Raw genomic sequence first — 19,353 nt, 5'->3', positions numbered from 1 at the left:
GGGATGTCGTTATCCCACTGGCACGTTCACCGTTTTCGGGAATGAAAGAGATAACTGAACGCACGGGTGAACGGAAAACCTGCGAGGCTTACAGAGCTCAACCTGACAAAATTGCCGGGGTGAGGGATATTTATTCCCAAAATCAAAAATTATTGAATCCCTTCAAAGAAAGTTAAGCCACATCGTTGTATGTTACGCGCCGTTTAACACTCAATGGCGGGCGCAATGTACGAGTTTAACCTGGTGTTACTGCTGCTTCAGCAGATGTGCGTCTACCTGGTTATCGCCTGGTTGATGAGTAAAACGCGGCTGTTTATCCCGCTGATGCAGGTCACAGTACGTTTACCACACAAATTACTCTGCTACGTCACGTTCTCCATCTTCTGCATTATGGGCACCTATTTTGGCCTGCATATCGACGACTCTATCGCAAATACACGGGCGATTGGTGCGGTAATGGGCGGGTTGCTCGGTGGGCCGCTGGTTGGCGGGCTAGTGGGTTTAACCGGCGGGCTGCATCGTTATTCGATGGGAGGCATGACCGCGCTAAGTTGCATGGTTTCCACCATTGTAGAAGGGCTACTTGGTGGGCTGCTGCACCGTTTGCTGATTCGTCGTGGGCGCAGCGATTTGTTGTTTAATCCGCTGACCGCAGGCGGTATTACACTGCTGGCTGAATTCTTCCAGATGGGCATTATTTTGTTGATTGCTCGCCCGTTTGCCGATGCATTGAATCTGGTGAAAAGTATCGCCGCTCCGATGATGATAACCAACACCGTGGGTGCTGCGTTATTTATGCGTATTTTGCTCGACAAGCGCGCGATGTTTGAGAAATACACCTCGGCATTCTCGGCAACCGCGTTAAAAGTTGCGGCCTCGACAGAAGGGATTCTGCGCGGAGGTTTTAACCAGGAAAACAGTATGAAAGTGGCGCAGGTGCTCCATCTGGAGTTGGATATCGGAGCCGTTGCTATTACCGATCACGAGAAGCTGCTTGCGTTTACTGGCATCGGTGCCGACCATCATTTACCAGGCAGCCCGATCTCGTCTGAATATACCTGGCAAGCAATTGAACGCGGTGAAGTGGTCTATGCCGACGGCAATGAAGTGCCGTACCGTTGTTCACTGCACCCGCATTGCAAACTCGGTTCGACGCTTGTTATCCCTCTGTACGGTGAAAATAGCCGCGTGATTGGCACCATTAAACTTTATGAAGCGAAAAACCGTTTGTTCAGTTCGATTAACCGCACGCTGGGCGAAGGCATCGCGCAGCTGCTCTCAGCCCAGATTCTGGCGGGGCAGTATGAACGCCAGAAGCAGATGCTAACGCAGTCAGAGATCAAGCTTCTGCACGCGCAGGTGAACCCGCACTTCCTGTTTAACGCATTAAATACGCTGGTGGCCGTTATTCGCCGGGATAATGAACAAGCGTGCCAACTGGTGCAATATCTCTCGACCTTCTTCCGTAAAAATTTAAAGCGCCCAAGCGAGATAGTGACGCTTGCCGATGAAATTGAACATGTGAATGCTTATCTGCAAATCGAACAGGCGCGTTTTCAGTCACGATTACGCGTGCAACTGAATGTTCCTCAGGCACTGTCGCAGGTACAGTTACCGGCTTTCACTCTGCAACCCATTGTTGAAAATGCCATTAAGCACGGCACTTCGCAGTTGCTTGGCGTCGGGGAGGTGACGGTTAATGCCTGCCAGAATGGCGAGTATTTGCAGCTTTCTATTGAAGACAACGCCGGTTTATATCAGGAAAAAAACACCTCCAGTGGACTTGGGATGAGTCTTGTAGATAAACGTCTGCGCGCCCGATACGGCGATGACTGCGGTATTAAAGTGGATTCTGAGTCAGACCGATTTACCCGTATTACCCTACGTTTACCTCTGGAGGAAACCCCATGTTAAAAGTGCTGATTGTCGATGATGAACCGCTGGCGCGTGAGAATTTACGCATCATGCTGCAAAACGAACCAGACATTGAAGTCGTGGGGGAGTGTGGTAATGCGGTGGAAGCCATTGGCGCGGTGCATCGCTTGCATCCGGACGTGGTGTTTCTTGATATCCAGATGCCGCGCATCAGTGGGCTGGAAATGGTGGGCATGCTTGATCCTGAACAGCGCCCCTACATCGTATTTCTCACTGCCTTTGACGAGTACGCGGTGCAGGCTTTTGAAGAACATGCGTTCGACTATTTACTTAAACCAATAGACAGCAAACGGCTGGAGAAAACCCTACACCGTTTGCGCCATGAGCGCGTCAATCAGGATATGACGCTGCTTGAGCCAAACCAGGAAGATCTCAAATTCATCCCTTGTACCGGGCAGAGCCGGATTTACCTGCTCCAGATGGAAGAAGTGATGTATGCCAGTAGCCGCATGAGCGGGGTATATGTCACCAATGCCCTTGGCGCTGAAGGCTTTACCGAACTGACGTTGCGCACCCTTGAGAGCCGCACGCCGCTGGTGCGCTGCCATCGTCAATACCTGGTCAATATGGTGCATCTCAAAGAGATCCGCTTTGAAGATGGCGGGCAAGCCGAATTGATGCTGCGTGACGGGCAGTCAGTCCCGGTGAGTCGGCGTTATTTAAAGAGCCTGAAAGAAGCGCTGGGGTTGAAAGCGGTCTAGTTTAAAACGATATAGTTTTATGTAGGGTATATGCGGTCATGCCGATATACTGCCCGCTTTGCAAGATTTTGAACGAGAGAATCACCACTATGATGAATAACGACGTATTACGCAGCGTGCGCTACATGCTGAATTTGGGCAACGACGACATGGTGAAAATCTTCGCCCTGACCGACACTGCCGTTACTGCCGAGCAGATTGTTACCTGGACCAAAAAAGAAGACGAAGAGAACTTTAAACTTTGCCCGGATATCCTGATGGCAAACTTCTTGAACGGCCTGATTTACTTCAAGCGCGGCAAAGACGAAAGCAAGCCTGCGCCAAAAATTGAACGCAAGATGACTAATAACATCATCTTGAAAAAACTGCGTATTGCGTTTGATTTGAAAACCGATGACGTGCTGGAAATTCTGACCTCACAAGAATTCCGTATCTCTATGCCAGAAATCACCGCGATGATGCGTGCACCAGAGAACAAAAACTTCCGCGAATGTGGCGACCAGTTCCTGCGCTATTTCCTGCGTGGTTTAACTGCTCGCGTACACGTAGCGAAGAAGTAAGATTTATTGCGGTGGATGTCGCTTGCGCACATCCACCCAAAAAATTATCCCCGCGCTTCATTCTTGCGCTTCACAATATCTGCCATCACCGCCAGTGCAATTTCCGCCGGAGTTTTGCTCCCCAATGGCAAGCCTATAGGGGCGTGAATGCGTTGTAACTGAGTCGGGTTTAATTCCGCTATTTTCTGTAATCGTTCCAACCGTCGCGCACTGTTCTTCTGCGACCCCATCGCCCCAATGTAAAACGCAGGCGTGTTCACCGCTTCCATCATCGTCAGGTCATCCATACGTGGATCATGCGTTAGCGCGACAATCGCCGTGTTGGCGTGGCAACTTTGTTGCTCGAGATAATTCGCAGGGAACTGCCTGAGCAGAGTAATACCCGGTTTAAGCTGGGCGGCGAAATTCTCTAAGGCGTCTGGTCGATTCTCACAAACCAACACTTCAAAACCCAGCGAGCTGGCAAAATCGGCACAGTACAACGCAACGCTCGAGAGCCCTGCAATCAGTAAGCGCGGTGCTGCGGCAACATGCACGGTAATCTGCTGCCCGTTGCGCTCAACCTGGGTGATATCGGCAAATTCGGTAACTTCAAGGTGGCGACAAGGCTCAGGAAGCGTCAGACGTTTCTGCAAGGAAAAATGGCCACCTAGCGCCGCGGCCATCTTTTCCAGATACGTAATATTGCCAGGGGTAGAAGGGAGATATTCGACCAAAATATCCAGCACGCCACCGCAGGGCAGGGCAATTCCTGGCTCTAATCCGCCTTCGCCGTAACGCACAATCTGGCTGGCTTGCTGGTATTCACCCTGAGCAATACGCTGCAAAAAATCCTCTTCTACACAGCCACCGGAAAGTGAACCACAAAAATGATTGTCGGCTGTTGCCACCATTAACGCCCCTGGTGAGCGGGGTGAGGAACCGTAGGTATTTAAAACCGTACATAACCAGACGGGTTGTTGTTCCAGCCATTCACGAGCCTGGTAAATCACACTAATATCAAGGTGTTGCATGATTACTCACTCCTTTGAACCAGTTGTGATGGGAGATCAATATCGCGCTGGGAATCGGCATCTTTAATTTCGATGAGGTGCATGGACTCGCCACATAACAACTCACGCGCGCCGTTGTCACCGGTTAACTGACTGAGTTTGCTGTACCAGTTACGGTCGAAGGCCACGGGATGACCCGGTTGCGTGCTAACGCATGGCCGCACCAGCGTGTGAGATTTCAGTGCATCTGCCACCTCCACAAACACAGCCGGTGGAACAAAAGGCATATCCGCAAGATGAATCAGCCAGCCTTGCCAGTTCGCATTTGCGCGAACACCGGCAGCGATCGACTCACCCAACCCAGAACTTTCAATCAGTGTAACGCGAACTTGCTGTGCGAGGCACAACGCTTGAACCTGGCTGTTTTCCGGCCGCGTCACTACATGCACTTGTAGGCCAGAAGCCAGTGCATTACGTAGCGTTTGCGCAAACACGCTGCTGCTGTTGAGCAACGCGTTAAGTTTATTGCCTTCGCCGCCCGCTTTTTTGAAGCGTTCGGCACATCCTGCGGCGGCAATAATAATGCCCGCTTTCATATTCAAGGGTGATTCCTCACTGCCTTCCTGATTACGCAATGCCATGAGTAATTTGCGCAACAATGTTTTTTTTATGAAAATGAGATGTTAATTCTCACATGATTTAGCTTAAATATATATACTTATATTCACTACGGAAATGTATAAGATCTACGCATAATTGTTTGAAAAAAAGACAATAATAATTTTAAACGGGACGTTTTATGAGCAATTTTAATCCATCACGGCGCAGTTTTATTAAACGTGCGGTGGTTGCCGGAGTCGCGGTGTATCTTGCCCCTCTCTATAGCCGTGCTTATGCCGCGCTATTTGAACAAAAAATCCTTCACTCGCCGAACTGGGATGCCAAAAATAAGCGCATCCGTTTCCGAATCGACGGGAAATCAAAAGTGATGGGGCAGAAAGTCTTTGCCCGCGATATTCGCGCGGTAGACATGCCTCATTGGCCGCAGAAACAGGCTCACGCCTTTATTTTGCGCACCACGAAAGCCGATAGGTTGTTTAGCGGTATCGATCTCTCCTTATTGGACGATGATCTGAAACCCGATCGCCTGGTGACTGCCGAAGATCTGGCGCGTGATGGCCTGGCATTCCCGGCGTTCTACGGTGAAGACATGTTGCTGCCGACCGGCAAAACGCCGGCGTATCTTGGGCAAGCTGTTGCCATCCTGATTTACCACGATTTTGCCCGTTTCCGCTTTGCCAAAGACAAACTGAAATTTAAAGACGAAGTGATTCAGTACGGTGCCGAAACCGGCCCGCTGGAACGTGACCCGTGGGGCACATTCCGCTTTGTGCGCGTCGGTGGCGCCACCTCGCAAGACGACGATCATTTCTCCAGCCTGAAAGACATGCCGATTTTCCCGGTATCGATGAAAAAGCATTTGCCGGTCTGGCCTGAAGGGCGAGAAGGCGGCAAGCTGGATCAGGAAGGCATGTATTACGCGGGCATGATTGCAGATGAACTTAAGAACCCGCCTGAAGACTGGCTGGTGCTACAACGCCGCTACACCACGCAATCCATCGACACCGCCGCCCTTGAACCGGATAACGCCAACGGCTGGTTTGATGAAGCGACGCAAACGCTGCATATGGTGGTGCCAACGCAATCCCCGCAGGAAGTAGCTGACGAGATGCCGCGCATGCTGGCAAAACGCACGCAGCCGGTAAAACAGCTTATTCTCCATCCGTGTTACACCGTGGGTTATGGCTCCAAAGATCATTACAACTTCCCGTATTACGGTGCGGTTGCCGCAATGTATGGCGACGGTCACCCGGTACGTCTGGCGAACGACCGTTACGAGCAGTTCCAGAGCGCACTCAAACGCCACGCGTTCGATATGAATTACACCATCGCGGTGAATAAAAAGACCGGTATTCTGCAATCGTTTTTGGGCGATATGACCGCCAACGGCGGCGGACGCAGCAACTTTACCCCGTCAGTCTCAATGGTGGGCGCGACGGCGGCGCAGTCTATTTACTACTTCCCGAAAAGTGATTTGTCGGCGGTGGGCGTGGCTTCACGCGCTATCGACGCCGGTTCCGCGCGCGGTTACGGCACGCTGCAAAGTATGGCCGCTACCGAAATGATGGTGGATGAAATTGCTGACGAGTTGGGAATCGATCCGATTGAATTCCGTATGCGTAACGCGCTGAAATCTGGCATGAAAAACACCCAGGGTGCGATTCCTGCTGGTGCGATTCGTGTTGATGAAGTGCTGGCTAAAGCGGCGAAAAATGAAATCTGGATCAAACGTGCCGAACGGAAAGCCGAATTTGAGATGAAAAACCCTGGTAAACGCTACGGCGTGGGCTTTGGTTGCGTACAAAAAGACTTTGGTACCGGGGCTGAAACCTCCTTTGCGCGCGTAGAAGTCGGTGCCGATGGGCGTATTGTGCTGCATCACAGCGGTGCGGAAATGGGCACCGGTATGTCAACATCACAGTCCGTATTGTGCGCACAATGGCTGGGCAAACCGGCAGACGAAGCGCATTTCTCGGTCACCGACTGGAGTTCGCTGCCGATTGTCACCAGTGGTGACCCATACATTATGTCCCAGGAAGATCAGGACAAACTGGCTGCTGATCCATCCTGGTCACCGTCGTACTGTTCGCCATCGAGTGCCAGTAACTCAGCTTATTACTTCTCGCACAGCACGCGTGAAGCGGCGCGTTTAGTGTTCGAACACGGCTTGTGGCCGGCGGCAATGGCAATCTGGACCACCGGAATTGGCGGCGGCCAGGCAGCACCTTTAGTGGTGCGTATCGAAGACGCCCGCTGGGTAGAAGGCGGTCTAACCGCTGCCGGTATGGAAATTTTAAGCCTTGAGCTGGTGGCGAAAAAAGCCCATGAAATGGGGTTAATGACCGGCGCCACAGTGCATGTCTTTAACCGCTGGCAATGGGCAGAAGCCGATTTCAAAATTGGCGAACAAAGCAAACGCCTGCCGATTGACGGCTTGTCGGTGCGTAACGGCAATGGCGAATTCGTAACGCTTGCTCGTGAACATGTCTACTATCCGCCAACTCAGCGTAACAACGCATCGGTGACCTACTATAGCGCGGTCGGCACACTCGCCGAAGTTGCGGTAAGTCTCGCAACCGGCGATGTCGAACTGCTGAACCATCACTCGATTATGGAGTGCGGCAATTTAATTGTGCCGGAATTGGTATCCGGGCAGTTGCAGGGCGGCCTGGCGATGGGTATCGGCCATGCGCTACACGAATATTTACCTCTCTATGAAGACGGACCGGGCAACGGGACATGGAACTTCAACCGTTATCACCTGCCGCGAGCCAGCGATGTTGCAGTCTGGAAACAGACTGGCGATATCCTCCCCGCACTTTCGGAAACTGACCCACCAAAAGGCATGGCTGAAGTCGTGATGATCCCGGTTGTTGCCGCGATTGTGAATGCGATTGCCGATGCCACCGGCCACCGTTTCCGTGATTTGCCCGTTCGTGCAGAAAATATTCGTGAGGTATTACCATGAGCATCAAAACTAAACCAATGACCCTGACCATCAACAACAAACCGTATGGCCCAATTGATGTGCCAGAAGGGTTGATGATGATCGATTTCCTGCACGAATATGTCTATCTGACCGGCTCTCGCCTGGGCTGCGGACAGGGCATTTGCCACGCGTGTGTGGCGATTGTTGATAACCCAAGCGGCACCAGTGAAGAAGTGCGCACCTGTATTACCGGTGCCCATTTCTTTAACGGCAAAAAAGTCCGCACCGTTGAAGGGCATGCAAAAGTTGATGAGCAGGGCGACGTCGTAGAACTGTCGCCAATTCAGCAGTCATTCCTCGACCACTACAGCTTCCAGTGCGGCTACTGCACGCCGGGCTTTGTTAACGCAGCAACGATTTTTGTCGAGAAACTCAAACGCCAACCGATTGCACGTGAAGAGCTGGAAGGTGCGATTTCACATGCGCTGGAAAACCACATCTGCCGCTGTACAGGCTACGTTCGTTATTACGAAGCGGTGCGTGACGTGGTGCTGAAAACGCCGGGGCTTCTGAAGGAGACGGTGAAATGAAAAAACGTCTCGCACTGATTGTGCTGGCAATTGTAGTCATTCTTGTCGCCATTTTGTATTGGCGGGAATATCGCACTTATGACGGCCCGGTACAAAAAGTCACCGCCAGTAAAGATCAAATCGAACGCGGTAGTTATCTGGCCAAAGCTGCTGACTGTGCGGCTTGCCACACCGCTTCTGGTGGTGCTCCATTAGCTGGCGGCTACCCGCTGGAATCCCCATATGGCACAATTTACGGCAGCAATCTGACGCCTTCTGCCGATTACGGTATTGGCCGCTGGACGAAAGATGATTTCTACAAAGCGCTGACCGAAGGCGTTACCCCAACCGGGCGTCATCTGTTCCCGGCTATGCCTTACACCTCGTACAAAAATATTTCGCGTAAGGATTCAGACGATATTTATGCTTATCTGATGACGCGCCCGGCGGTGGATGTTAAGACGCCGGATAACGAAATGGCCTTCCCGTTCAACCAGCGTATTGCGTTGATTGGCTGGAATATTATGTTCCATGACAAAGATCCGCTTCCTGCAATTTCAACGGGTGATTCACCGGACTGGCATCGTGGGCGTTATCTGGCTGATGTGCTTGGGCACTGTGGCGAATGCCATACCGAGCGCGGTTTACTCGGTCAGATGAAACTCGACAAAGCGATGCAGGGCGGAGAACTCGGCCGCTTTATGGCACCTGATATCACACCAAAAGCATTAGCGCAGCGAGGCTGGACGCCGCAGGATGTACAGCAATTCCTCACCACTGGGATTGCCCCGCAAGGCAGCGCGTTTAGCGAAATGCATATGGTGGTTGACCTCAGTACTCAGCATTTGACGGCTGCCGATCAAAAAGCGATGGCAACGTATTTGATGGGCGAAGCGCCACCAGCGGCAGTGCCTGCAGCACTCGGGAACGGTAACGAAGCCGGGCGGATGACATATCTCGACCAGTGCGCTGGATGCCATGCCCGTGAAGGCGAGGGCAAACCGCACGTTGCGGTGTCGATGCTGAACAACGCGACGCTGCGCCAGCCGGATGCCAAAAACCTGATTGTTTCGGTGCTCGATGGCCTGCCTGCGCAGAACTTCCCGAACGGGGAAAGTATGCAAAGCATGCCGGGCTTTGGTGAGCGCCTGAACGATGAGCAAGTTGCGGAACTGGTGAATTACCTGCGAGTGACATGGGGTGGTTTGCCGGGGGATGTGACTGCCGAGCAAGTGAAGGCGCTGAGGGTGGAGAAGTAAACTGGACGTTTATGCCTGAAGGGTGAATATTCCGTTCACCCGAATGTTCACTGATCCTACATAGGTTAGTGAACGGTGAACGTGCCAGGTGGCTCACGCCAGCCCCCTGGCGCGCCCGGCGATTGACTTGCCGGCGCCAGGATTGCCAAGGAGAGGGCGTTCTCTCCTTGGCACGTTCACCGTTCACCGAAATATGTGGGATCGAATGACGTTCGGGTGAACGTAAAATCACCGCTCCGCCATAGGAAACGCACACCAGGGTGAACGAAATACCACTCACCCCCCCATTTCTAACCGCTCACACACTAATACAACCGCTCACCAAAACTCCCGCTTATTGCAATCCCAACCCATGCCAGCATAGCCCTGAACTTTTTATCTTTGGCTCTGGAGTGGGTTATGCAACACGCACTAACATTTGTTATCGCGACCCTGTGCATTCTTACCATCTGCTATCGCCTTTACGGGGTGTTTTTCGTCCGTAAAGTGTTGAATGCAGATGACTCAGAAATCACACCGTCACATATTCTTGAGGACGGCAAAGACTACGTCCCGACAAAAAAATGGGTTAACTTCGGCAGTCACTTTGCCGCAATCGCGGCAGCAGGGCCGTTAGTAGGCCCTGTCCTGGCGGCACAATACGGTTATCTGCCAAGCTTCTTATGGCTGCTTATCGGATGTGTGGTGGGGGGCGCAGTGCACGACACCGTAGTGCTTTTCGCCTCGATGAAACACCGCGGGAAGTCACTCTCAGAAGTGGCAAAAGCGGAACTTGGTCCGGTGGCTGGCTGGTGTACCGGTCTTGCTATGCTATTTATCATTACCATTACCATGGCTGGTTTGTCGATGGTGGTGGTGCATGCACTCGAACGTAACCCATGGGGCACGTTCGCTGTGTTTATGACTATCCCTGTAGCGATTTGCGTCGGGCTCTGGGAGCGTTATACCGGCAGTATGCGCGGTGCGACCTGGGTTGGGATTATTGTTATCTTCGCCTGCGTGGTGATTGGCCCATACATTCAGGAATCTTCATTTGGCGAGTGGTTGAGTTTACGTGCCTCAACAGTGAGTCTGGTCCTGCCATTCTATGCATTCTTTGCTACCGCGCTGCCTGTCTGGATGCTGCTGACACCACGTGGTTATCTCTCAAGCTTTATGAAAATCGGCGTGTTCGGTGCGCTGGTCGTTGGTGTGGTGTTCATTAACCCGGAAATTCAGTTCCCGGCGGTGACGCAGTTCATCCATGGTAATGGCCCAGTACTGGCAGGTCCGGTATGGCCGTTTATTTCTATCACCATCGCCTGCGGCGCGATTTCCGGTTTCCATGCATTCATCGGTTCCGGTACCACACCTAAGCAAATCGACAAATGGAACGATATTCTGCCCGTTGCTTTCGGTGCGATGCTTGCGGAATGTGTAGTCGGCGTGATGGCGCTTATCGCTGCCACCTCTTTGCATCCTGCTGACTACTTTGCCATTAACTCCTCGCGCGAAGTATTTGCTGGCCTTGGTATGGACGTGGTGAATTTGCCGCAGCTTAGCGAATCTATCGGTCTTGACCTTTATGGGCGTACTGGTGGGGCTGTAACACTTGCCGTCGGTATGGCCGATATCTTTACGCGTATTCCGTGGTTCAGCCATCTGGCATCCTACTTCTTCCAGTTTGTAGTGATGTTTGAAGCAGTATTTATTCTGACAGCCGTAGACTCCGGTACTCGCGTTGCACGCTACTTGCTGCAAGATTTCCTCGGTGATATTTGGCCACCACTCAAACGCACTAACTGGATGCCGGGTGCAATTGGTTGCAGCATCGTCGCTTGCGTCTTGTGGGGCTATTTGCTGAACTCGGGCGATATCAACTCAGTGTGGGCATTGTTTGGTGTTTCTAACCAGCTAATGGCTTCAATTGGTCTGATGATTGGCGCAACCATTATTCTGCGTATGTCAGAAAAACGCTGGTACGTGCTGACCTGCCTGGTGCCACTGTCTTATCTGTATGTGACGGTAAACTACGCGGCTTACTGGATGGTGAAAAACGTCTACTTCAATAGTGCAGCCAAAGGCTTCAACATTTTCAATGGGACGATTTCAATTGTGATGGTGCTGTTGGGGTTGGTGATTATGGTGGCATCGATTCAACGCTGGGTCGTGCTGTGGCGCGCTCGCGGGAATTCAGAACCTATTGAGTTGCTTTCCTGATAGTTAAAGTTGAGGCTGGTCATCCCTGACCGGCCTTTTTACTTACTGAAAAATGACTGAGTTAGCGTGATCGGCGCGGTATTGAATCTTCACGCGCTGGCCGTTCAGGGTGTATTCGGTATACGGGTACACTTCTTTCCAGCCTGCAGCTTTAAGTTTTGCTTCTACCTGGCTGGTAGTTAAGTCCATCAGATCTTTTTTCTCGAGTTTCTTCGCACTTGAGGTACTGGTGCTGTTGACTTGTTGCAGTGCGCCATGTTTATGCGGTGCAGACCATTCGCCACTCATTTCATCACCGCTACGGGTGAAGCTCAGGGTGTAGCCAGCGCCTTTCCACTCTGCGAAATCAGGATTGTTAATGGTTCGGGTCGCTTTTTTACCGTTAATTGTCACGGCTTTATTGTTAACCACGACTTTTACTGAATCACCTGCGCCTTTCCAGCTACCGTTGGCCAAATCGAGTGCCATCGCTGCAGGAGACAACAACATTCCGCCCACCAGGGCTGCTACTGCTACGTTGAATTTGCTCATCATTAACTCTCTTATAAATTAGATCTTCTTAATTATTACCCATTGGGAAAGTTTAAGAAGTGGAATGTATTTTCGTGGCGAGATAATGCTGCCCAGTACGTTAGCAGTTGTTGATATAAATCAATTTCATGAATGTGTTTTCGGTAAGTATTCTTAAAAATAATGATTGGCCAATGAGAGGTGTTTTGACTCTTACATTCGAAAGCCACTGGCGCATGGACGGCCAGTGGCTTTGTTGATTATTCCTCTATTACAGCCTTAGTTGTCGGCTGTTCAAGGATCATCGTTTGTGTCTGGCTAAGGCTAATGCCTGCCGCGCGCAGCATTTTGAGGATCTCATAAAGCAGGTCACTGCGCGTTGAGCTGACCATTCGCGGGCTATTCACATAACCGGTAACACTCAGCACAATCCCGGTTGGCCCCAGTTCTTTAAAGCTGACTGAGGGCTGAGGGTTTTCCAGAATCGATTCATGCAGGTTATACGCTTCGAGCAGTAAATTACGGACTTGCTCAGGGTCGATATCCAATGGGAAAGTCAGAGATATAGTTGCCACACCTTGTGCATTCCCCATCGTAGCATTACGCACGTTTTGCGAAATTAGCTGCGAGTTCGGCACAATTACCGTTGATTTGTCACCTAATTGAATCTCTGTGGCACGTACGTTGATACGCCGAATATCACCCTCAACCCCGCTGATACTAACCAGATCGCCCACCTTTACCGGACGCTCGGTCAACAGAATCAAGCCGGAAATAAAGTTCTTCACAATTTCCTGCAAGCCAAAACCGATACCAACCGACAGGGCGCTGACTATCCAGGCCAGTTTGTTCCATTCAATACCGAGCATCGACAACGTGAGCATGATAATCAGCACGTAACCGACGTTGGTGAACAGCGTTACCAGCGAAGCACGCAGGCCGCGGTCCATATTGGTTTTTGGCAGGAAATCGTTATCCAGCCAGCGACGAGTAGAGCGCAGAACATACCAACCCACCACCAGACACAACACCGCATTAAGTGCATGTGCCGGGATGATGTTCATCCCTTCGAGGCCTTTACCACCCCACATATCAGCGATTTTAGTCAGTAACTCCATTGGCGTCGTAGTGCCGAAGGTACCGTTAAGCAAAGCGACTGCTGCCATTACCAGCAGTGATGTCTTCCCAACCGCTGAGAACAGAGTCGCGGCAAGCGACAGATGGCGGTCGTTGAGACTTAGCGTGCTTTTAAGAATTTTCCCGCTGTGGGTTGACGGGGAGAATACTGCTTCACACAAGTCCACCACGAAGTGAATCAGCAGATACAGGCTGCAAACCACCAGGCCAATCCACAACAATTCAAAGGTGACGAAACGGGCCAGTGGAATGTAGCCAATCAACAGCGCCAGCAAGATAACCAAAGCGGTGAGGCTGATGATGAGGTGAATAAGACCCGCAACGGTTGAACGCGCTTCTGTTTGCTCGCCTTCAGCACGCATTTGCCTGCGTATCCGGTTGACACGAACAGGTGCGATCAGGCAATTGAGCGCAACTAGCAAAGCGGCCAGACCATTACCAAATAACGTGGCATCAATACTCGCTCCAACCAGCGAGTTCAACTGCTCGATGATACCGAAGATAAATATGAAGGCTGCCAGTAAAATCGGGAATGACGCCAACGTTTTTGCCAGCGGGTCGGCAATACCCGGCAGACGCCAGGAAGGGTGACTATTAGATAGCAATGCGATGCCAAGACCGGCAATCACCGCGGAAAAATAGGTCAGCTCGACCAGTTGTCCGGCAAACTCATTAACCCATGGTGAGGTATCAGGCAGGCGCGTGAAGGTATAACACAGCAATTGTATGCTGATACCCAGCGTTAGCGTAGTACTCAAGGTTGTGAAACAGGCAAGGAAACTGCGGCGAAAACGGCCTTGCGGCAGCCAGCGAGGCAGAATCCAGTTCATTGGTTTATCCAGCCCGAAACGACCAAATACCCCAATCCCCAGCGCCAGTAACAGATAGATACCCGAACCTATTCGCCATTCATCGCTCCAGGCCTCGGCCCAGGCATCACTAATCTGAGCGCCAAATTCACCGAAGCGTACAGCGTCTTTGTCGTTGGGTTCGAATACGGGTGACCAGAATTTTTCGCCAAGAATACTGCCGGTATTCAGGGCAATTTGTGTTTTCAGCGCATCGCGGCGCAATCCAGAGATTTGCGAAGAGAGGTTTTGCGCGGCAACTGCAATGGCTTTGGTTTGCTCGATTTGTGTGGTGAGCAAAGTTTTACTGTTGTTCAGTTGTTTGCGTTGGCTTACAACTTGCGGTGTTTCGGCCAGTGCACCTGGTGCCGGTGCCGGTCCAAGAACATCCAACTGTGCCTGAACCTGAGTTAATTGCGGTGCCAGTGCAACGGCGAGCTTATCGGCTTCACTCACCAATTTTTGCGAATCGTCATTTAGGCTGGTGAATTGTTTATCGGTTTTTGCCGTGGACACTCGCTGCTTAAGTGAATCCAGGCGCTTTTGCAACGCGGGAATTACCGTGCTGGCATTGATCTTAACCGGCTCTTCACTGGCTGTTTGCCCAGTAGGGTCATCCGCATGAGACGGGAAAGACATCACCATTAAACAAGACAACAATGCCAGCAGCAGCGGCATTTTTAACATTTTGGGTATCATCAGGACAGATCCAGTGAATCAATAAATTAGCGGCTTAAAAAGAATTTACTAAGAATATCTTGAATTGGCGCTGAGTATACCAGGTTTTATCTGTTTCATTCACCCAGCGTCACCCTTCATGGTGCTTCTTCGTCAGCATCACTCATCCATCCTGAAGTCGTTGGTCGATATCTTAGAAGTTAATAGGACATTACTGAGGCAAGATAAAGGTTTGTTACATGTTATTAAATGTTTATTTGACTTAAATTACTCATCGTCGAAGAGATGGTGTTTTAAATATTAATTTAGACTTCATTGATGACGATAAATAAATATCTCCTTAAGGATTGAGGGGAGGGGATGGACTATCTATGGCCCCGGTTATTCACTGGAATAATGAAGGATGCATTATTCAATAAGGGTAATTAAATAATTAAAGGAATCTCGATGAAATTCAGCAAAATTGCGTCCTCATTGGTTGCAGGTATTGCATTAGTGAGCGGTGCAGCACAGGCCGATGTAGTGACTGTAAATGGCGGTACGGTTCACTTTAAAGGTGAACTGGTGAATGCGGCCTGTGCGGTGAGCACGCAGTCTTCCGATCAAACGGTGAAATTGGGCCAATACCGTACGGCGGAGTTTACTAAAGTGGGTGACACCTCCGCGCAGATCCCATTCACCATCGTGCTTAACGATTGCGATACCACAGTCTCCACCCTGGCTTCTGTCTCATTCTCAGGCCAGACTGATGGCACCGACCCTACGCTTCTGGCGATTAACTCGGGTGACAACAGCACCACGGCAGGTGGCGTCGGTATCGAAATCCTCGATAGCAAATCGAAAGTGTTGACCCCGGATGGTACTGTCTTCTCCACCGCGCAGACACTGATTGACGGGACGAACACCCTGCCGTTCACCGCGCGCTATAAATCTACCGCAGCCATCGCAACAGCAGGCCAGGCCAACGCTGATGCGACATTTGTAATGAAATACGAATAATCAAATTTTGTAGGGATAACGCAAGCCTCAGAAATGAGGCTTCTTTTATTGACGAACAGAAATTCATTATTTCTGAATTAAAGATTTTAATAATAGTAATAATGATGGTGCCGTGTAATGACGACTTTATTTAAACAATGCTCGGCCATAATGCTGTGCCTGTTAATGCTGTGCTTTAATACGCAAGCTGCCGGAGGCGTTGCATTGGGTGCGACACGGGTTATTTATCCTGCCGAGGCAAAACAAACTTCGCTCTCAATTAATAATAGCGATAGCAAAGAACGCTTTCTGGTGAACTCGTGGATTGAAAATAGTGCAGGTGCCAGAGATAAAAGTTTTATTGTCACGCCTCCACTTTTTGTTAGTGAGCCCTCGAGCGAAAACACACTGCGTATTATTTACGCCGGGCCAGCGTTGCCAACAGACCGCGAAACTATTTTCTGGATGAACGTGAAAGCGATTCCTTCGGTCGATAAAAATAATCTCGAAGGCAGCAACGTACTGCAACTGGCGATTTTGTCGCGCATCAAGCTGTTTGTGCGCCCTAAAAACCTGCAAATGCAGCCAGAAGAGGCGCTGAAACAACTGCGCTTTAGCCGCAACGGCGAGCAACTGAGTATTCACAATCCTTCACCGTATTACGTCAGCACGGTCAATCTTAAAATTGGCAACGAGAAACTGGCTAATACCATGGTCGCGCCAAAAAGCGTGTCGCACGTGGTGGTTTCGACCGCGCTAAAAGGTGCTATCTCCTTCCAGACCGTCAATGACTATGGTGCGGTGACGCCTGTGCAAGCGGGCGTAATGCTGTAATGCAGGTAATCTGTGCAACAAGGATATCTGGCAGATGATCAACAAGTCAGTCACCCCGCTTGCGGCGATGATAATGGCCGCGCTATGGCCGGTAATCAGCTCCGGGGAAAGCTACTTTAACCCAGGGTTTTTGTCGGCAGAAGATGCCGCAATGGCGGATTTATCGCGTTTTGAAAAAGGCAGCCATCAGGCACCTGGTGTCTATCGCGTGGACATCTGGCGTAACGATGAATTTATCTCGACCCAGGATCTCCGTTTTATTGCCAGCGACGTCAGTGGCGGAAAAGCAAAATCGAGCGGCCTGGTACCGTGCCTTGACACTGACTGGTTGAAGCGGCTGGGACTGAACATGCTGGCTTATCCGGCGCTTGCGAAGTTTAAGTCCGGGGAATGTGTACCGCTCGCGGTGCTGATCCCTGATTCCGAGACAAATTTTGATTTTGCCAAACTACGCCTGGATATCAGCTTGCCGCAGGCATCGCTGCTTAACAGCGCCCGGGGCTATATACCGCCGCAGGAGTGGGACGAAGGGGTTCCGGCAGCGCTCCTCAACTACAGCTTTACCGGCAACCATGGCAGCGACGACGATAACTATTATTTAAGCCTGCAAAGTGGCCTGAACTACGGAGCATGGCGGCTGCGTAACAGCGGTGCCTGGAACTACACTCGCGCAGATGGCTACCACACTAACAGCTGGAACAACATCAGCACCTATGCGCAACGGACGATTATTCCACTCAAAAGCGAGCTGGTATTAGGTGACAGCAACACAGGTAGCGATGTGTTCGACAGTCTCGGATTTCGCGGGGCGCGGCTCTATTCGGCTGACAGTATGTACCCCGACAGCCTGCAAGGTTACGCGCCAACGGTACGCGGTATCGCGCGTACCCACGCCAAAATCACCATTCGCCAGAACAGTTTTGTGATTTACCAAAGCTACGTTTCACCGGGTGCATTTACCATCAGTGACCTCAATCCCACCTCTTCCAGCGGCGACCTGGAGGTCACTCTCGAAGAAAAAGATGGTACTCAGCAAAAATACACCGTGCCTTATTCCACCGTCCCGTTATTGCAACGGGAAGGGCGGCTGAAATTCGATCTGGTGACCGGGGATTTCCGTAGCGGAAGCGACCAGCAGGATACGCCATTCTTCACCCAGGTCACGCTGATTGCGGGTTTACCCTACGGTTTTACCGCCTATGGCGGCACTCAGCTTGCCGAAGACTACACCGCTGTGGCGCTGGGAGCCGGGAAAAACCTCGGGGAGTGGGGCGCGCTTTCAATGGATGTTACCCACGCTCGCAGCCGACTTGCAGATGACAGCGAGCATCAAGGTCAGTCGCTACGATTCCTGTACGCCAAATCCCTCAGCGGTTACGGCACTAACTTCCAGTTGTTGGGCTATCGCTATTCCACGCGTGGTTTTTATACGCTCGATGAGGTGGCATACAAAAATATCGAAGGCTACGAATACGCCGACGAAGCGGATGGTGGACGCAAAGATGAGCCGGTTGTGCAGAGCTACCACAACTTGCGTTACAGCAAGCGCGGGCGATTTCAAATCAACGTTTCTCAATCACTGGGTGATTACGGGTCACTCTATGTTTCAGGCAGCCAGCAAACTTACTGGGAAACCAGCCAGAACAACACATGGTATCAGGCCGGATATGCCAGCGGCTGGCGCGGGATCAGCTACTCACTTTCGATGTCGTGGAGCAAATCCGTCGGGATCGCCGATAGCGATCGCATTATGGCCTTTAACCTTTCGGTGCCATTTAGCACCTTGCTGGGGCATGGCTATTCGCGCACCAGCACCATCGATCACGCTTACGCCACTTTTGCTGCCAGTAACAACTCAGATGGCGATGCTACCGTGCAAACAGGTATCGGCGGAACATTACTTGAAGACCGAAACCTCAATTACAGCGTCACTCAAGGCCACAGCGACACTAACGGATACAGCGGAAGTGCCACGGCTAACTGGCAGGCTACCTACGGCACATTGGGGCTTGGCTACAACTACGACCGCGACCAACATGACTACAACTGGCAGGCTTCTGGCGGCGTGGTGGGTCACGCAGATGGCATCACGTTTAGCCAGCCGCTTGGTGACACCAACGTGTTAATAAAAGCGCCGGGAGCCAGCGGGGTTGGCGTCGAAAACCAGACCGGGGTGAAAACTGACTGGCGCGGTTACGCGGTGATGCCTTACGCCACGGTATATCGCCACAACCGTATCGCTCTCGATACCAACACCATGGACAACCACACCGACATTGAAAACAACGTCAGCAGCGTGGTGCCAACGGAAGGCGCATTGGTGCGTGCGGAATTTAAGGCGCGTGTGGGCGTGCGGACAATCATCACCGTAACCCGTGGTGGGCGAGCGGTACCGTTCGGCTCTGTGGTGCGCGAAGAAACCACGGGCATCACCAGTATGGTTGGTGATGACGGGCAAATTTACCTCAGCGGCTTGCCACTCCAGGGAAAACTGCTGATTCAGTGGGGCGAGGGTAAAGGATCACAGTGTTTCGCACCATTTACATTACCGCCAGAAAGCCTGACTCAGGCGATCGTCGTGGCGAGTGCGACCTGTTCATAGG

General features: G+C 51.4%; 14 protein-coding genes. 10 read left to right on the top strand and 4 right to left on the bottom strand.

The features are described 5' to 3' along the window. The first annotated feature begins 225 nt into the window (after nucleotides 1-225). The 3 genes from M977_RS03985 to M977_RS03975 all read left to right on the top strand — a co-directional run bounded on the left by M977_RS03985 (nucleotide 226) and on the right by M977_RS03975 (nucleotide 3,196). Nucleotides 226-1,914 (top strand): sensor histidine kinase, encoded by a 1,689-nt coding sequence (locus M977_RS03985; protein ID WP_064512390.1) that lies wholly within the window; start codon nucleotides 226-228, stop codon nucleotides 1,912-1,914. Continuing rightward, a complete protein-coding gene (btsR, locus tag M977_RS03980; RefSeq protein WP_064512389.1) occupies nucleotides 1,908-2,636 on the top strand; it encodes a two-component system response regulator BtsR in 729 nt (242 codons plus the stop codon). Before M977_RS03985 ends, btsR begins: the two co-directional genes overlap by 7 nt. Before the next feature lie 89 nt (nucleotides 2,637-2,725). Next, nucleotides 2,726-3,196, top strand: a complete 471-nt coding sequence (locus M977_RS03975) for a YehS family protein (RefSeq protein ID WP_064512387.1) — start codon at nucleotides 2,726-2,728, stop codon at nucleotides 3,194-3,196. Between the two features lie 44 nt (nucleotides 3,197-3,240). Here M977_RS03975 and M977_RS03970 read toward each other — a convergent pair whose 3' ends face one another. Both M977_RS03970 and M977_RS03965 read right to left on the bottom strand, forming a co-directional pair. Beyond that, complete coding sequence (locus M977_RS03970; protein ID WP_064512385.1) at nucleotides 3,241-4,209, bottom strand: XdhC family protein; 969 nt, start codon at nucleotides 4,207-4,209, stop codon at nucleotides 3,241-3,243. Between the two features lie 2 nt (nucleotides 4,210-4,211). Beyond that, on the bottom strand, nucleotides 4,212-4,784 hold the full coding sequence (locus tag M977_RS03965) for a nucleotidyltransferase family protein (RefSeq protein WP_064512383.1): 573 nt from the start codon (nucleotides 4,782-4,784) through the stop codon (nucleotides 4,212-4,214). Nucleotides 4,785-4,987: 203 nt separating this feature from the next. Between M977_RS03965 and M977_RS03960 the strand changes: the two genes are divergently transcribed. The 4 genes from M977_RS03960 to M977_RS03945 all read left to right on the top strand — a co-directional run bounded on the left by M977_RS03960 (nucleotide 4,988) and on the right by M977_RS03945 (nucleotide 11,765). Continuing rightward, nucleotides 4,988-7,777: a xanthine dehydrogenase family protein molybdopterin-binding subunit gene (locus M977_RS03960; protein WP_064512381.1), complete on the top strand. Its 2,790-nt coding sequence runs from the start codon at nucleotides 4,988-4,990 to the stop codon at nucleotides 7,775-7,777. Then, the gene (locus M977_RS03955; RefSeq protein WP_064512379.1) at nucleotides 7,774-8,328 is read left to right on the top strand and encodes a (2Fe-2S)-binding protein; all 555 of its coding nucleotides are present in this window, start codon (nucleotides 7,774-7,776) and stop codon (nucleotides 8,326-8,328) included. The genes M977_RS03960 and M977_RS03955 overlap by 4 nt, the downstream gene beginning before the upstream one ends. Further along, a complete protein-coding gene (locus tag M977_RS03950; protein WP_064512377.1) occupies nucleotides 8,325-9,566 on the top strand; it encodes a cytochrome c in 1,242 nt (413 codons plus the stop codon). Before M977_RS03955 ends, M977_RS03950 begins: the two co-directional genes overlap by 4 nt. A 399-nt stretch (nucleotides 9,567-9,965) precedes the next feature. Beyond that, nucleotides 9,966-11,765: a carbon starvation CstA family protein gene (locus tag M977_RS03945; RefSeq protein WP_064512374.1), complete on the top strand. Its 1,800-nt coding sequence runs from the start codon at nucleotides 9,966-9,968 to the stop codon at nucleotides 11,763-11,765. A gap of 42 nt (nucleotides 11,766-11,807) precedes the next feature. Here M977_RS03945 and M977_RS03940 read toward each other — a convergent pair whose 3' ends face one another. Both M977_RS03940 and M977_RS03935 read right to left on the bottom strand, forming a co-directional pair. Continuing rightward, the gene (locus tag M977_RS03940) at nucleotides 11,808-12,299 is read right to left on the bottom strand and encodes a hypothetical protein (protein ID WP_157092033.1); all 492 of its coding nucleotides are present in this window, start codon (nucleotides 12,297-12,299) and stop codon (nucleotides 11,808-11,810) included. Between the two features lie 236 nt (nucleotides 12,300-12,535). Continuing rightward, nucleotides 12,536-14,947 carry a DUF3772 domain-containing protein gene (locus M977_RS03935; RefSeq protein ID WP_425339035.1) on the bottom strand — a complete coding sequence of 804 codons (2,412 nt, stop codon included), beginning with the start codon at nucleotides 14,945-14,947 and terminating at the stop codon, nucleotides 12,536-12,538. Between the two features lie 438 nt (nucleotides 14,948-15,385). Here M977_RS03935 and fimA point away from each other — a divergent pair, with 438 nt between their 5' ends. From fimA to M977_RS03920, 3 genes are all read left to right on the top strand, one after another. Beyond that, nucleotides 15,386-15,937 carry a type 1 fimbrial major subunit FimA gene (fimA, locus tag M977_RS03930; protein ID WP_064512371.1) on the top strand — a complete coding sequence of 184 codons (552 nt, stop codon included), beginning with the start codon at nucleotides 15,386-15,388 and terminating at the stop codon, nucleotides 15,935-15,937. A gap of 117 nt (nucleotides 15,938-16,054) precedes the next feature. Beyond that, complete coding sequence (fimC, locus tag M977_RS03925) at nucleotides 16,055-16,750, top strand: type 1 fimbria chaperone FimC (protein ID WP_064512369.1); 696 nt, start codon at nucleotides 16,055-16,057, stop codon at nucleotides 16,748-16,750. Between the two features lie 34 nt (nucleotides 16,751-16,784). Continuing rightward, complete coding sequence (locus tag M977_RS03920) at nucleotides 16,785-19,352, top strand: fimbrial biogenesis usher protein (RefSeq protein WP_064512367.1); 2,568 nt, start codon at nucleotides 16,785-16,787, stop codon at nucleotides 19,350-19,352. Nucleotide 19,353: the final 1 nt, after the last annotated feature.

This window comes from Buttiauxella gaviniae ATCC 51604 (genome assembly GCF_001654835.1).
In the GTDB taxonomy this organism is placed as follows: domain Bacteria; phylum Pseudomonadota; class Gammaproteobacteria; order Enterobacterales; family Enterobacteriaceae; genus Buttiauxella; species Buttiauxella gaviniae.
Note: the sequence above shows the minus strand (reverse complement) of the source record. Positions and strands in the feature narration are given on the sequence as shown.

What these genes read in the sequence shown, in the direction of transcription:
- M977_RS03985 (WP_064512390.1), top strand. Translation starts at nt 226, where the DNA reads ATGTACGAGTTTAACCTGGTGTTACTGCTGCTTCAGCAGATGTGCGTC.
- btsR (WP_064512389.1), top strand. Translation starts at nt 1,908, where the DNA reads ATGTTAAAAGTGCTGATTGTCGATGATGAACCGCTGGCGCGTGAGAAT.
- M977_RS03975 (WP_064512387.1), top strand. Translation starts at nt 2,726, where the DNA reads ATGATGAATAACGACGTATTACGCAGCGTGCGCTACATGCTGAATTTG.
- M977_RS03970 (WP_064512385.1), bottom strand. Translation starts at nt 4,209, where the DNA reads ATGCAACACCTTGATATTAGTGTGATTTACCAGGCTCGTGAATGGCTG.
- M977_RS03965 (WP_064512383.1), bottom strand. Translation starts at nt 4,784, where the DNA reads ATGAAAGCGGGCATTATTATTGCCGCCGCAGGATGTGCCGAACGCTTC.
- M977_RS03960 (WP_064512381.1), top strand. Translation starts at nt 4,988, where the DNA reads ATGAGCAATTTTAATCCATCACGGCGCAGTTTTATTAAACGTGCGGTG.
- M977_RS03955 (WP_064512379.1), top strand. Translation starts at nt 7,774, where the DNA reads ATGAGCATCAAAACTAAACCAATGACCCTGACCATCAACAACAAACCG.
- M977_RS03950 (WP_064512377.1), top strand. Translation starts at nt 8,325, where the DNA reads ATGAAAAAACGTCTCGCACTGATTGTGCTGGCAATTGTAGTCATTCTT.
- M977_RS03945 (WP_064512374.1), top strand. Translation starts at nt 9,966, where the DNA reads ATGCAACACGCACTAACATTTGTTATCGCGACCCTGTGCATTCTTACC.
- M977_RS03940 (WP_157092033.1), bottom strand. Translation starts at nt 12,299, where the DNA reads ATGATGAGCAAATTCAACGTAGCAGTAGCAGCCCTGGTGGGCGGAATG.
- M977_RS03935 (WP_425339035.1), bottom strand. Translation starts at nt 14,947, where the DNA reads ATGTTAAAAATGCCGCTGCTGCTGGCATTGTTGTCTTGTTTAATGGTG.
- fimA (WP_064512371.1), top strand. Translation starts at nt 15,386, where the DNA reads ATGAAATTCAGCAAAATTGCGTCCTCATTGGTTGCAGGTATTGCATTA.
- fimC (WP_064512369.1), top strand. Translation starts at nt 16,055, where the DNA reads ATGACGACTTTATTTAAACAATGCTCGGCCATAATGCTGTGCCTGTTA.
- M977_RS03920 (WP_064512367.1), top strand. Translation starts at nt 16,785, where the DNA reads ATGATCAACAAGTCAGTCACCCCGCTTGCGGCGATGATAATGGCCGCG.